12 protein-coding genes and 1 riboswitch are annotated in these 13,777 nt (G+C 67.1%); of the genes, 7 read left to right on the top strand and 5 right to left on the bottom strand.

Annotated features, from left to right (window positions below; all coding sequences use genetic code 11):
* Window positions 1–37 precede the first annotated feature (37 nt).
* From OHB26_RS32025 to OHB26_RS32010, 4 genes are all read left to right on the top strand, one after another.
* Window positions 38–655: a TetR/AcrR family transcriptional regulator gene (locus tag OHB26_RS32025; RefSeq protein ID WP_330180983.1), complete on the top strand. Its 618-nt coding sequence runs from the start codon at window positions 38–40 to the stop codon at window positions 653–655.
* A gap of 139 nt (window positions 656–794) precedes the next feature.
* On the top strand, window positions 795–1,514 hold the full coding sequence (locus OHB26_RS32020; protein ID WP_330180982.1) for a hypothetical protein: 720 nt from the start codon (window positions 795–797) through the stop codon (window positions 1,512–1,514).
* Window positions 1,515–1,531: 17 nt separating this feature from the next.
* Window positions 1,532–2,278, top strand: coding sequence for a hypothetical protein (locus tag OHB26_RS32015; RefSeq protein ID WP_330180981.1), 747 nt, complete (start codon window positions 1,532–1,534; stop codon window positions 2,276–2,278).
* Window positions 2,279–2,752: 474 nt separating this feature from the next.
* Entirely contained in the window at window positions 2,753–4,177 is a 1,425-nt protein-coding gene (locus tag OHB26_RS32010) for an amidase (protein ID WP_330180980.1), read from the top strand.
* Window positions 4,178–4,196: 19 nt separating this feature from the next.
* Here OHB26_RS32010 and OHB26_RS32005 read toward each other — a convergent pair whose 3' ends face one another.
* Window positions 4,197–5,267: an Lrp/AsnC family transcriptional regulator gene (locus tag OHB26_RS32005; RefSeq protein ID WP_330180979.1), complete on the bottom strand. Its 1,071-nt coding sequence runs from the start codon at window positions 5,265–5,267 to the stop codon at window positions 4,197–4,199.
* A 63-nt stretch (window positions 5,268–5,330) separates the two neighbouring features.
* On the opposite strand from OHB26_RS32005, the gene OHB26_RS32000 reads away from it, so the two are divergent.
* Window positions 5,331–6,599 carry an MFS transporter gene (locus OHB26_RS32000; RefSeq protein ID WP_330180978.1) on the top strand — a complete coding sequence of 423 codons (1,269 nt, stop codon included), beginning with the start codon at window positions 5,331–5,333 and terminating at the stop codon, window positions 6,597–6,599.
* Window positions 6,600–6,654: 55 nt separating this feature from the next.
* On the opposite strand, the gene OHB26_RS31995 is transcribed toward OHB26_RS32000, so the two are convergent.
* On the bottom strand, window positions 6,655–7,413 hold the full coding sequence (locus tag OHB26_RS31995) for a hypothetical protein (protein ID WP_330180977.1): 759 nt from the start codon (window positions 7,411–7,413) through the stop codon (window positions 6,655–6,657).
* 15 nt (window positions 7,414–7,428) lie between these two features.
* A complete protein-coding gene (locus OHB26_RS31990) occupies window positions 7,429–8,136 on the bottom strand; it encodes a hypothetical protein (protein ID WP_330180976.1) in 708 nt (235 codons plus the stop codon).
* Between the two features lie 237 nt (window positions 8,137–8,373).
* Window positions 8,374–8,463: riboswitch (glycine riboswitch) on the top strand.
* A 161-nt stretch (window positions 8,464–8,624) separates the two neighbouring features.
* Here OHB26_RS31990 and OHB26_RS31985 point away from each other — a divergent pair.
* Both OHB26_RS31985 and OHB26_RS31980 read left to right on the top strand, forming a co-directional pair.
* The gene (locus tag OHB26_RS31985) at window positions 8,625–9,023 is read left to right on the top strand and encodes a glycine cleavage system protein H (RefSeq protein WP_330180975.1); all 399 of its coding nucleotides are present in this window, start codon (window positions 8,625–8,627) and stop codon (window positions 9,021–9,023) included.
* A gap of 10 nt (window positions 9,024–9,033) precedes the next feature.
* Window positions 9,034–10,419, top strand: a complete 1,386-nt coding sequence (locus tag OHB26_RS31980) for an L-serine ammonia-lyase (protein WP_330180974.1) — start codon at window positions 9,034–9,036, stop codon at window positions 10,417–10,419.
* On the opposite strand, the gene OHB26_RS31975 is transcribed toward OHB26_RS31980, so the two are convergent.
* On the bottom strand, window positions 10,400–11,878 hold the full coding sequence (locus OHB26_RS31975) for an amidase (RefSeq protein ID WP_330180973.1): 1,479 nt from the start codon (window positions 11,876–11,878) through the stop codon (window positions 10,400–10,402). The genes OHB26_RS31980 and OHB26_RS31975 overlap by 20 nt on opposite strands.
* Before the next feature lie 342 nt (window positions 11,879–12,220).
* The gene (locus OHB26_RS31970; RefSeq protein WP_330180972.1) at window positions 12,221–13,351 is read right to left on the bottom strand and encodes a cytochrome P450; all 1,131 of its coding nucleotides are present in this window, start codon (window positions 13,349–13,351) and stop codon (window positions 12,221–12,223) included.
* Between the last annotated feature and the right edge of the window lie 426 nt (window positions 13,352–13,777).

Here is a 13,777-nt window from a genome sequence, read left to right as displayed (position 1 = left end):
AGCTCGCGGAGCGATTTTTGCCATAAGCTTCAACCTCATGGCGACCACCGAATCCGCGCAGCGCTCGGGCGAACAGGCCCGCACCAAGATCATCGGCATTGCCCTGCAGCACTTCGGGCAGCACGGATTCCGGGGCGGATCGCTGGCGCGCATCGCCACCGAAGCGGGTATCTCGCAATCCGGCCTGCTGCACCACTTCGGCAGTAAGGCGGCTCTGCTGCAAGCGGTGCTGGGTGCGCGCGATATTCAGGACCTGGTGGCAACCGGTACCAGTCTCGAGGATTTCGCCGAGATGGATTTCGACGCACTGCTCGACTTCCTCGTCCGCGTGGTGCGAAACAATGTCGACAGCCCCGACCTGGTCCGGCTGGCGCATCTGGTCGCGGCCGAGGCGTCGGGGCCCGACCATCCCGCGTACGAATGGGTGGTGGGCCGATTCCGGTTCCTGCGATCGCTGATCGGCGATGCGCTGGGCCGCAGTATCGACGCCGGAACGGTGCGCGCCGACGTCGACGGCCGTGGCATCACCGAGTGGCTCATCGCCATGGCGGAGGGGCTGGAGAATCAGTGGCTGCTCGACCCCGAGGTCGACATGGTCGGATCGTTCGAGCGATTCGTGGTCGAGCTGCGTCGATTGGTGGCCGTGCGAGGCTGACGGTCACCGTCTGAACTGCGAAAACTCCCTTCTCTTCGCGAATTTCGCCCATTTTCTAGCTGGCTGACCGATCGCACGGTATGTTCCGTGGCGTCGGACACATCGCCAGTCCCGGCGCATCGCGAAGATGAGGAAGTACATGAACATTCGTCGAGCCACCCTCACCGCGGCCATCGCCGCCACGGGTGTCATCGTCAGCGCCACCACCGCCGGGGCCGCCCCGGAAACCGCACCACCGGCTGTCGGCTACCACGCCACGCTCACCGACGGAACGGTGATCACCACCCTCGACAACGGCACCTTCGCCCCGACCGCCGACCCGGCCGCGATCGCCATCCGTAATGCCGCCGGACAGGTGCTGGACTCCCTGCCGCTGGCCTTCGTCATCGACGGTCAGCGCACGCCCATCGATCAGCAGATCTCCGAGGACGGGCACACGCTGCGACTCACGCCCCGAATCGATGCGGTGGATCGGACCGTATTGCAGCCGGTGGCCTCACCGCTGGAAGACCAGCTGGCCATGAACGACCTCATCAACGCGGTCAGCATCGGCACCTCGATCGGCAGCCTGATCGGCACCGCGATCGGCGCGACCCTCGGCATCGGTGTCGGCCTCGCCATGGCCGGGGCCTCCTGCGTGGTGCTCAGCCTCGGCTGTGTGGTCGCGGTGCTGCCGATCGTCACCCTGGTCGGTGGCGTCGGCGGTCTCGCCGGACTGGTGCTGGGTGGCGGACCGACCGCCGTGTACGCGCTCTACCAGTACGTGACGACGTTGCAGTCGGCCCCCGGGCAGAGTAAGTACGCCCCGAATCTGGCAGGTAAGCCCGGTATCCCCGCTCCCGCCGCCCCGGCGAACTAGAGCGGAGATCTGTCGTAATGAACAGTCCCAGAACAGCTTTCGCGGCCGCTCTGTGCGCATGCGCCGTCACGGTCACCGCGGCGGCGGCCGATGCCGAGCCTGCCGAGGTCGTGCGGTATCAGGCCGCGGTGGTAGCCGACTCGGTGGTCACCACCCTCGACCACGCGACGTTCGCCCTCGAACCCGGCGGCCAAGCGGTGGCCGTGCACGCCGCGGACGGACAGCAACTGCTCGAATTGCCGCTGGCCTTCCTGCTCGACGGGCAGCGCCGAACGATTCAGCACAGCATCACCGGGGACGGTCGCACGCTGATCCTGACCCCCGACAACGGGATTCGCCCGGTGGCCTCCCCAATGGAAGATCAACTCGCGCTCAATGATCTCGCCACCAATATGAGCACCGGTCCCTTGGTCGGGGGTCTCGTCGGCGCCGTTGTCGGCGCGCTGGTCGGTGCCGTCATCGGTCTCGGCTCCTGCCTGGTGGTCGGTCCGGCATGCCTGGCGACCGCCCCCGCCGCGATCGGTGCGTTCGCCGGTGGCGGTGGCCTGCTCGGCACGCTGCTCATCGGCGGGGCCGCCATGGCCGACGGCCTGTGGAAGTACGTCACCACATTGCAGGCGGCACCCGGCGAGAGCCGGTACGCCAATCAGGACGGCATCCTCGACCCCAATGGAACCGGTGTTCCGGACGCGAACCTGCGGCTGCCCAAGGGCGCACTGGGCTCGGGTTCGAGTTCGGGCTCCGCGAGCGGTTCGGCGAAATGATCTGCCGCTGACACGCTGAACGAGCATCCAGCTCGACAGCCGATCGGCCGGACCGCGAGTGACCACCGCTCGCGCTCCGGCCGATATCCGGTCGGGCGATTCGCCGCGCCGCGAACTAGCGGTCGCCGGGTGGTTCCGTATCGAGATGCTCGGCGGCGGTGAGGATTTCGTCGAGCAGCAGGTCTATGTCGGCGGTGCCGGTGCGGTAATTGCACAGGCACGCCCGCAATACGGTGTCCCCGCCGGGATCCTAGAGGCCGCACCCGGGCATATCCCGGCTGCGACGCACCCCCGGGGCGGAATTTGATCTTGCGATGGCGATCCCCGCCCACCGTGTTCGGGTGATGGATTCCGGCGTCGCGGTCGGAGCCGATAGCGAAATCCGGCGCAAGGGTACGTCCATCCGTCGCCCCGGCCAGTCTTCCCATGATGGGCGACATCATGAGGATGCCGCACCGCTGCGATGGGAGATCCGTGAACGACGCTGTGCACTCGGAAATCTGCGACGCTTCGGCATCGGAGCTGGCGCGTCGACTTCGGTCTGGTGAACTGTCGGCGCGCGAGGTGGTGACGGCGCACCTGGAGCGGATCGAGCGGCTCGATCCCCGGATCAATGCCATTGTCACATCGGTGGGGGAGCGGGCGCTGTCGGAGGCGGCCGCGGCCGACGAGCGGCTCGCGCACGGGGAGGCAATCGGTCCACTGCACGGTCTTCCGGTGGCGCACAAGGACACTCACAATACCGCAGGGATTCGCACCACCCATGGGTCGCCGATTCTCGCCGAGTATGTGCCGGTGCATGACGACATCAGTATCGAGCGGATGCGGGCGGCCGGTGCCATCACCCTCGGAAAAACGAATGTGCCCGAATTCGGTGCGGGCTCACATACTTTCAATCCGCTGTTCGGTGCGACTCGCAATCCGTACGACCGTACCCGCTCGGCCGGTGGCAGCAGTGGTGGCGCCGGGGCCGCGCTGGCGGCGGGATTGATCCCGATCGCCGACGGGAGCGATATGGGCGGATCGATACGCAATCCCGCCTCGTTCTGCAATGTGGTGGGACTGCGCCCATCGCCGGGGCGAGTTCCGCTGTGGCCCAATATGACTGCCTGGGGCACCCAGGTGGTGCAGGGGCCGATGGCGCGCACGGTGAGCGATGTGGCACTGCTTTTGTCGGTCATGGCGGGCCCGGATGCCCGGTGTCCGATTTCGATCGCCGAGGACCCGGCCGTTTTCGCCGGACCGCTCGCGGCGGATCCGCGGGGTCTGAAGGTGGCGTGGTCGCCCGATTTCGGTGGTGCGCTCCCGGTCGAGGCCGAAGTGTGCGCCACCGTAGCGTCCGCCGCCCGGGTCTTCGCCGATCTCGGTTGCGTTGTCGCGCAGGACTGTCCCGACTTCAGCGGGGCCGATGAGGTCTTCCGTGTGCTGCGCGGCTGGCAGATGGCGACGTCGCTGAGCGCCGCGCTGGCCGAACAGCCGGACCGGATCAAGCCGACGCTGGCCGCCAACATCGAGTACGGTCGCGGACTCACCGGCGCGGATCTGGGCCGCGCCGAATTCCTGCACGCCGAGATCTTCCACCGCATGCGAGAGTTCTTCCGCCGCTACGACATTCTGTTGTTGCCCACCAGTCAGTTGCCACCGTTCCCGGTCGATATCGAGTACCCGGAGACGGTCGCGGGTCAACCCATGCACGACTATCTGGAGTGGATGCGCTCGGCGTATTACATCAGCGTCACCGGATGTCCGGCGCTGAATGTGCCCGCCGGATTCACCACCGGCGGCCTGCCCATCGGAGTTCAACTGGTCGGTCCGTACCGCCGCGAAATGTCGGTTCTACGTGTGGGATACGCCTTCGAGCAGGCGAGTCGCTGCGGTGATCGGCGGCCGGTGTGGTGATCGGATTCCGCCGGTCCGATCAGGGCCGATACGGACCCAGCGGCACCCGGTCGACCGCGCGACCCTGCTGATCCAGCAGCCAGCCCATTCGTTTGGGCGTGTGCAGCACCACCGCGCGGTCCTTGACCTCGAGGTCCGGAAACCGTTCGGCGAGCACCGCTTCGAACGGATCGACGCCGCCCAGCCCGTGCAGCAGCACCTGCACCTGCAGGTTGTGCTGACCGCTGACCGAGGCGCACATGCGCACCTGTTCCATGCGGGCCAGCTCGGTGGCGGTCGTCACCAGCTGCGCCTGCGGTACCGATATGCGATAGATGACCATGGTCGGGAGCCCGGCCTGCGGATAGGCGAAGTCGCAGCGCAGCAGTACATCTCCGTCGCGGAGCATGCGGTGCAGGCGGCGGCGGGCGGTGTGCTCGCTGATTCCGGCGGCCGCGCCGAGCGCGGTGTAGCCCATGCGGGCATCGCCGTGCAGTGCGGTCACCAGGGCCTGATCCTCGAGCGACAACTGATTGAGGCCGTGTGTGCCGTACGCGGTTCGGCTGGGGACCCGCGGTTCGGCGAGTTCGGCGCGCTGCGCGGGTTCGATGGCGCGGACCCGCCAATCGCTGCCCTCGCCGTACAGGGTGATGCCCAATCGCATTCGGGTGGAACGGATTCCGCGCAGGCCGCCGATACCGTCGCGCACCCAGCGCCCGAGCGTGGACAGGTCGGACGCTCCGACCGAGAGCATCAGATCGAAATCGCCCGCGGTCTCGTCGACACTGAACACCCAGGGCAGTGCGGCGGCCGCGGCGCTGACCTGGTCGATGAACTTGGGACGGCAGCGCACCTCCACGAACCCGACCGTGGCCACCCGCGCCGAGACATAGGCGGTGAGCCAGGCCGAACCGTCCGCGCGCAATCGTTCCCAGCGCCGGGCCGCGGTCGTGGCATCGATGTCCAGCGCCTGTCCGATACGGGACCACGGTGCGCGCGGGGCGACCTGCAATGCGTCGATCACGGCCAGATCCTGTTCGGAGATGCCGGAACCCGGCGGTGCCGGGTGATCTGTGCCGCTTTCCGGCGAATATCCGAGACCTTCGTTCATGCCGACCATCGTATGTGCACCTCGCGCCCGACACCGGGTGGAGGCGTTCCCGAAAGGAGTGCGATGCCGGCACCGACATCGCCCGCGGCGTCCGCGCTGTCCGCCGACCGGATCGTTCGAACCACGGTCGTGCTGTTGTTCTCCGCCTGGCTGGTCGACTACGTCGATCGCTTCGTGATCAGTCTGGCGCTACCCGCCATCGGCGTGGAGTTCGATCTCAGCCGGGGGCAGCAGGGTCTGGTCGTCTCCGCGTTCTTCCTCGCGTACGCGCTGTGCCAGATCCCGGGCGGCATGATCGCCGATCGATTCGGCGGGGCGCGGGTCATGCTGTGGGCGCTGCTCGCCTGGTCACTGTTCACCGCGCTCACCGGTTTCGCATGGTCGTTCGCGGCGCTGCTGGCGTTGCGATTCGCGTTCGGGCTGGCCGAGGGCGCGTTCCCGTCCGCGTCGATCAAGGTGCTGGTGGAGCGCACCACCCTGCGACAGCGGATGAGCGCCAACGGCATCATCATGAGCTCGAATTCCATTGCGGCGGTGCTGACTCCGGCATTGGCTCCGATCATGATCGTCGCCTTCGGCTGGCGGTCGATCTTCTGGTCCGCCGCGGCGGTGGGCCTGCTGGTCTCGCTGGCCGTGCGACGCTGGTTGCCCGCGCCCTCGCACCCCGAGCGGACACCGGAGCAGCGGGTGCCGGTGCGCGCGGTGCTGCGGTCGGGCGTGCTGTGGCGTTTCGCGGCGATCATGTTCGGCTACAACGTGATCGCCTGGGGGCTCAGCACCTGGGCGCCGACCTATCTGAGCGAGGAGCGCGGCCTACCGCTCACCACGGCCGGACCGCTGATGGCGATCCCGGCGTTGGGCGCGGCACTGGCGACCATGCTCGGCGGCAGGCTCTCGGACCGATTGGCGGGCAATCATCGCCTGGTGATCGTGCCCGCGATGACCGTGGCCGCCATCGCACTGCTGGTGCTGTCCCGGACCTCGTCCTTCGTGGGATTCGCGGTGTGCTCGACCATCGCCGTCTTCGCCGCCACGCTGGCCTATATGCCGATCTACGCGGTGCCGATGCGCAGTCTGCCGCCCGCCTATGTCGGGGTGGGCAGTTCCATCATCGGATTCGGCGGCCAGCTCGCGGGCATCGTCTCGCCCGCCGCCATGGGTGTGCTCGCCGATCACTTCTCCTTCCAGGCCGCTTTCGGTTTCCTGGTCGTCGGCGCGGTGATCGCCGCCGTCATGGCCGTCTTCACCCCGCAGGACACCGAGTCGTTCCTGGCCGCTACCGCGTTCTCGGACGACCGGTCCATCGAAACCGATCAAGCTCTCGAGGCGTGAAGCAGCAGCCGAAAAGCGCCGGACCCCAATGGGTCCGGCGCTTTTCGGTGTTTCGTCAGTGTCCGGCGGAGAGACTGGATGAACCGCTCGGGATACTGATTTTCGGCAGCCTGAGGTTCGCATCCGGTACGCCCGTGCCGTCCGGGTTCAGGAGGCCGCCCTGCTCGGCGTAGGCGCTTTCACCGGGGGCCGCCTGCAGTGTGCTGAGGTATTTCCACAAACCGGTGGCCAAGGTGCCGCCGCCCGCGAGCAGCGTCCCGGCCAGGCCGCCCGCGCCCGCGAAGGCCGCGAGTGCTGCGGGTGCGGTGGCCAGACAACCCGGTCCCACGATCAAGCAGGAGCCGAGTCCGATCACCGCGCCGACCAATAGGCCGATGACGGTGCCGCCCACGGTGCCCAGCAGGCTGGCCGTGGTCATCTTTCCGGCGAGTTCACCGAGGGCGAGCTGATTCTCCACCGGTGAGGCGATCGGCCGCGCCGCCGCGACCGCCCGCAACGCCGCATCCGGGGTGAGGGTCAGTCGCCGGGCATCCGGCGAAATCTCTTGTCGAAGAGCGTATTCGAGGCCGTCGAGTTGAACGATCAGGGGCAGTTCGGTGATCTGCTGTCCGCGCTCATCGCGTACCGAGACGGACCGCTGATCCGCGGACAGTACGAATATGCCCGCGTCGAGTGTGCTGATCACCGCTTCCGCGTCGACCGTCGCCCGCCATCCGGGATCCGGTTCCGCGTTGGCGGGAACGGCCGTGACCGTCGCGGCCGTGATCGCGGCCGAGGCCACGGTCATAGCGAGAACTGTGGTGCCGATGCGCATCTGGTCTCCCTCCGGTCAGCGGTTCGCGCCCGGTACCTGCTGGGCATAGATACTGGCGCCCGGCGCGGCATTGAGGGTGGTGAAGTAGTTGAAGGCGGCGACCGCGGCGGTCGGACCACCCGCGAGCACCAGCCCGGTCAGCCCGCCCGCCGCGCCGACCAGGGTGACGATCGGCAGCACCGCCACCACACAGCCCAGGCTCAGCACCAGGCAGGACGCCCCGGCGACCGCGAGGCCCACGCCGATTCCGGCGACCGCGCCTATCGCGGTGCCGATCAGACTGCCGATCGAGGTGCTGATGCTGACCGAGTTGATCAGATCGTTCATGGCCAGCTGATTCTCCACCGGGGAGGCCACCGGGCGCACGGTGGTGCGATCCGCTCCGGACAGGTCGGGAGTCAGCGTCAAGGTGCGCCCGTCGGGGGAGATCGATTGGTGCAGTGGCAAACTCACCCCATCGATCGCGGCTGTCAACGGCAGCGTGTCCAGTGCCCGGCCCGCGGCGTCACGTACTTCGATCGACCGCTGATCCACGGTCGACGCGAATGTGCCGCCTGCGAGTTCGGTGACGATCGAGGCACCGGCGACCTCGGTGTGATAGGAGACCGGCGGGGCGGCGACCGATTCCGGTTCGGCGGCGGCCGTCGCCGCGGCCACGGTGACGCACGCCGCGGCCGCGATCGCAATACCGGTGGAGGTGCGAATTCTCATATGTTCCCTCATATTTCGTTCCTTCTCGATCCCGTCCGGCGGGAGTACTCGGGGTGGGGGAGTCGACGCTGACTCGTCGCGAATCGGTGTAATGGCAGTCACAGTGAGGTGCCCGGAAAGTGCGAGCGGGAATTTGCCGGATAGCGGCATGCGCGGGTGGCATTTCGCCGAGATTCGACAACGGCCCGATCATGTCGCGCATATTCGGCGATCTCGGGGTAATCTGCCGCAGACAACTCAATACGCCGATGACACGCAGCGGGAGAGCCTGGTCAGCAGGCGCCGTAGGAGCAAGTTCCTCCCCGGGAATCTCTCAGGCCCACGTACCGCTACGCCGAGGCAACTCTGGAGAATAGGCGCGGCCGCAGGTCGATCGCCTATACCGAAGGTGTAGCGCCACCGGTGAATCACGGTGTGGCCCAAACTCTCAGGTGTCAGGACAGATCGGGGAGGACCCCCTGTCCTGCCCGGTTCGCCGGGCCCAGTGATCCGGAGTCCTCATGTCAGTTACCGCCCTGCCCGCCGATCGCGCCTATACCGCCGAACACGAATGGGTCATGCTGACCCCGGGCACACCGTTTCAGGACGCACCGGTGCGAATCGGCATCACCGCCGTAGCCATCGCGGCACTGGGTGATCTGGTCTACCTGGACCTCCCGCTCGTCGGCGGACTGGTCGAGGCCGGCGCCGTCTGCGGCGAGGTCGAATCGACCAAAGCCGTCTCCGAGCTCTACTCACCGGTCACCGGACGGGTGACGCTGGTGAACGCGGCCGCGGTGGAGGACCCGAATCTGGTGGGCGCGGACCCGTACGGCGCGGGCTGGCTGTTCGCCGTATTGCCGACCGATGCGGGTGAGCTGCTCAGCGCCGCGCAATACGCCGCCCTGGCCGAGCGATAGGCGGAAACCGTTGACGGTCAGCGTTTTCGATCTCTTCACCATCGGCATCGGACCATCGAGCTCGCATACCGTGGGGCCCATGCGGGCCGCCGGGAGATTCGTATCCGAGCTCGCCGGTTCCGGCGTGCTCGCCGCCACCGCCGGTGTTCGTGTCGACCTGTACGGCTCGCTGGCCGCAACGGGCGCGGGCCACGGCACCTTCTCCGCGATCCTCTTGGGGCTGGAGGGCTTTCGGCCCGAGGACAGCGAGCCGGATGCATTGCAGGCTCGGCTGCGGGCGCTGCGCATCGAGGGTCGGACTCGGCTCGCCGGGTCGGTGCCCGTACCGCTCACCGAGGACGACATCGTGCGGCACCCGGGCATCGTGCTCGACGCGCACCCGAATGCTCTGACCCTGACCGCTATTGCCCGCGACGGTGACGAGCTGCTGGTTCGGACGTACTTCTCGGTCGGTGGCGGATTCATCGTCGGCGCGAACGGGGACGAACGGGTCCGGCATATCCGCGCCGACCATCCGATGTCGTTCGGTTCCGCGTCGGAGTTGCTGCGCCTCACCATCGTTCACGGAATGCCGATCAGCGGTGTGATGCTCGCCGGTGAGCTGGCCAGTGCCGCCGAGTCGGAGATTCGGGCAAAGCTGCTGCACCTGCGTGATGTGATGATCGCGTGCTGCGAGCGCGGCTGCTCGCTCGACGGTTATCTGCCGGGGCCGCTGCGGGTGCGCCGCCGCGCCCGGCAGTGGTTCGAGCGACTCTCCGCCGAGGACCCGCACCGCGCGCCCGAATATGCCGAGGACTGGGTGAATCTGGTGGCGCTGGCGGTCAATGAGGAGAATGCCGCCGGTGGCCGGGTGGTGACCGCGCCGACCAACGGGGCCGCGGGCATCATCCCGGCGGTGCTGCATTTCGCGACGCGGTACACCACTGCGGGGCAACAGGATCCCGATGGTACGGCCGTGCGCTTCCTGCTCACCGCCGGAGCCATCGGCTCACTGTGCAAGGAGCGCGCCTCCATCTCGGGGGCGGAGGTCGGCTGCCAAGGCGAGGTGGGTTCGGCGGCCGCCATGGCGGCCGCGGGGCTCGCTGAAATCCTCGGTGGCACACCGGAACAGGTGGAGAATGCCGCCGAGATCGCGATGGAGCACAGTCTCGGGCTCACCTGCGATCCGATCGGTGGTCTGGTGCAGATCCCGTGTATCGAACGCAATGCCATCTCCGCGGGCAAGGCCATCAATGCCGCACGCATGGCGATGCGCGGCAATGGAATTCACCGTGTCAGCCTGGATCAGGTCATCGAGACCATGCGGGCGACGGGCCGGGATATGAGCGTGAAGTACAAGGAGACCGCGACCGGCGGCCTGGCGGTCGCCGTCGCGGTCAATACCGTCGAATGCTGAACCCGTCCGGCTGGAGCGCCGGGCGGTTCCCGGGATGGTATGCCCACGGGCGCAGCTGTTCCAGCGCCTTGCCGACGCGGAACACGGCCGCATCGTCATAGGGGTGTCCGACGATCTGTACGCCGGTCGGGATGCCCCATTCGGAGCGCCCGGACGGGACGTTGAGCACCGGGCAGCGGTTGTTGATATTGAAGGGCATGGTCATTGCGGCCCAGAAGGTTTCGCCGACGTCCGTACCGTGCACGATGAGGCGTTCGCCCTGGAGTTGGTCGTCGGCGGCCCAGCCGGGTACCGCGGTGGTGGGGCAGAGCAGCGCGTCGAATCCGGTCATCGCCGCCGCCAATTGGAGTTGCAGTCGTTTCTCGGCGCGCAACGCGTCCATATAGCTGATGTTCTGCCGGGCCTGCGCCGTGACATCGAGATAGGCCGCGGTGTAATCGCAGACCAGTTCCCGCTTTCCGGCGGTGAACTCCTCGACCAAGGTGCTGAACATATGGCCGAAGTGCCCGGCCGTCGCGATGAGAATGTCGAATTGGGCCCAGGGCAGCTCGATTTCCTCCACGATCGCTCCGGCCGCCGCCAGCGCCTGCGCGGTGGCGCGGGTATTCGCCGCCATCTCCGGATGCACCCGATACTCGCCGAGGTTGACGCACAATGCGATTCGCATACCCGCGACATCGTCGAATTCGTTGGGCAGCACATACTTCGGCGCGATACTGGTGTGATCCCGAGGGTCCGGACCGGCCAGCACATTCTGCAACAGAACCGTATCGTCGACGGTGCGCGCCATCGGGCTGTCACCCCGATAGTGGTCATTGGGCATGATTCCCGCGCCGGGGACGCGCCCGTACGGGGCCTTGAATCCGACGACGCCATTGAGCGCGGCGGGCAGTCGCGTCGAACCCCCGATATCCGACCCGGTGGCCAGCGCGGCGGTGCCCGCGGCCAGCGCCGCCCCGGAACCACCCGAGGACCCCGCCGTCGAGAAGTACGGATTCCACGGATTGCGGGTGACACCCCACAGCCGTGACTGGGTGAACGTCGCGATCGAGAACTCCGGCGTGGTGGTTCGAGCGTGAACAATGCCCCCCGCGTTCAGGATCCGATCGATCACCGGCGCGTTCTCCTCGGCCACCACCCCCGCGTTGACCAGCGACCCCTCGGTAAGGGATCGCCCGGCAAGCGCATGCTTCTCCTTCGCCGCGACCGGCAACCCCTCCAACGCCCGCGGCGCGCCACCATCCTTACCCAGATACCGGCGCTCGGCCGAGACCGCCTGAGCCATTGCCTCATCGAAGAGCCGCTCCGCGAACGCATTGATCGTCGGCTCGACCTTCTCGGTCCGCTCGATGACCGCCGTCATCAATTCGACCGGCGACAACTCGCGACTGGTGAAGAGCCGCAACGCCGCAGTGGCGTCGAGGTACGTCAGATCGGCAGTGGAATCACGTGATGTCATACCTGCGATATCTACCTGATCCGTCGCCCGAACCTCCCTGAGCGCCTGAATCCAGTCGAATCAGCCGTCTCCATGCAGATATTCGACGGCTGGTGTCTCGGCGCTTCGCCGCGGTCGCGCCAGTCGAAGATCCGCGTCTCACTGGTCGAGATTGCTGATGAATTGCCCGAGTGGTTCGGCGCACCATCGAAAGTGGACCGAGACAGACGGGTTGGACCGGTAGGTATCGAGGCGAGAATGTTGCGGCGTTCTCGATGTCAGGGCAACGGCGCCCGCGATGGTGACAATGGGGTCTCCTCGATCAAGTCCTTTCCGGGCGTCCCGAAGCGTGAGGAGCCCGCATCAGTGCGGCGCAGGCAGTGGCGGGGCGGGGAGGAAGGTGACCGGTAACTGCGTCAGAGCGCGATGGAATGGGTCCGGGCGCCACCGCAACTGCTGCGGGTCTACCGACAGGGATATGTCCGGTAGCGCGTCGAGCAGTTGGTCGAGAGCCACCTCCACGATGACCGATGCCGCAGCCTGCCCGGGGCACATGCGTGGGCCCGCGCCCCAAGCGAGATGTGAACGATTGCCTTTGCGGTCGCCGGTCACCGCGGGGTCGGTATTGCAGGCTGCCAGGCTGATGATCACCGGTTGATGCTCCGGTAGCCACACCTCACCGATGATCTGCGGCTGACGCGGGTAGCTGATGCAGGCGTTCGCTATCGGTGGATCCGTGAACAGCACTTCATCGATCGCATCCCGGACGGAGAGTCCGCCGCCGAGGAGTTCGCCGCCGAACCCGTCATCGGTGAGCATCGAGAGCAGGGTGTTCGCGATCAAGTTCCACGTCGGTTCCGAGCCCGTCAGATACAGCATGGCCGCCTGGTGGGCCAGCTCCTCGTCGGATAGCTCGGTGGCGTGCTCGAGCAGCCGTGACGCCACATCCGCGGCCGGGGCTACGCGCTTGGCGGCCAGCACTTCTCGCAGCACGGTGACGAGCAGTTCGTCTGCCTGGGCGGCCGCCGCGGCGTCCACCGCGTCGCGGCGCAGCATGATTGCCGTATATGCCTCGTCCCCGGACTCGATCGAGAGTCCCAGCACAGCCTCGAGCGCCTCGACAGTGAGTGGGATCGCGTAATCGCCGAGCAGATCGGCGGTTCCCGCTTCGCAGAACCGGTTGATCAGCGCGACAGCGGTGTGTTCGACGGTGTTCCGCAACGCGTATAGGTCGATGCGGTCGAGACTCGCCGCGATGGCGTTCCGGTACACGGCATCTGCGTCTCCCGCGGCGCGTAATGCGTTGGGCTGCCACCGCATCAGCGAGAGTGCTGGACATCCGGTGGGGGCGTCGGACTGCCCCGGCCTGGGGTCCGCGGGAAAGCCGGCCGGGTTACCGAGTATGTGGCGCGCTGCGTAGTAGCCGGTGACCAGCGTCGCCGCCACCCCCGGCGCCACCTCGACCGGCACCAGATCGCCATGGGCGCTGCGCATCTTCTCATATGCGCGATGTGGGTCATCGGTGAACTCTGTCGAATGGAGCCTCACCCGAGAACACCACCGATATCGGTCGGCAGGGGCAGGCAGGTGCCTGATAGCGGGCATAGTGACATGGTCAAGGAACGGTTCCTGTCAACGAATACGTGATCAACGAAAGCGAAACAGGCGACAAATTCCCCGTCTTCAATGCGACGGAAGACTGTAACCGGGAAGAGATCAGAGAGCTGCCGGCCTTCGAGCGCGCAGGCCGCTACACCAAAGATGTGCGGCCACAGCAGCTCTCGGGTCAGTCACCTGATCATACCCACTCTCGGCGCACCGGCCGCCAGAAACGAGGGGACAGCAACACTTCCGCAGGTCGGCAGGCAAACGCTCCGGTGAACGCGGTTGCCGACCCCGCCGCGACGCCGTCGCGGGGCA

This window comes from Nocardia sp. NBC_01503, from assembly GCF_036327755.1.
Taxonomy (GTDB): domain Bacteria; phylum Actinomycetota; class Actinomycetes; order Mycobacteriales; family Mycobacteriaceae; genus Nocardia.
The sequence above is the reverse complement of the archived record's forward strand: the minus strand, read 5'-3'. Positions and strand labels throughout refer to the sequence as shown.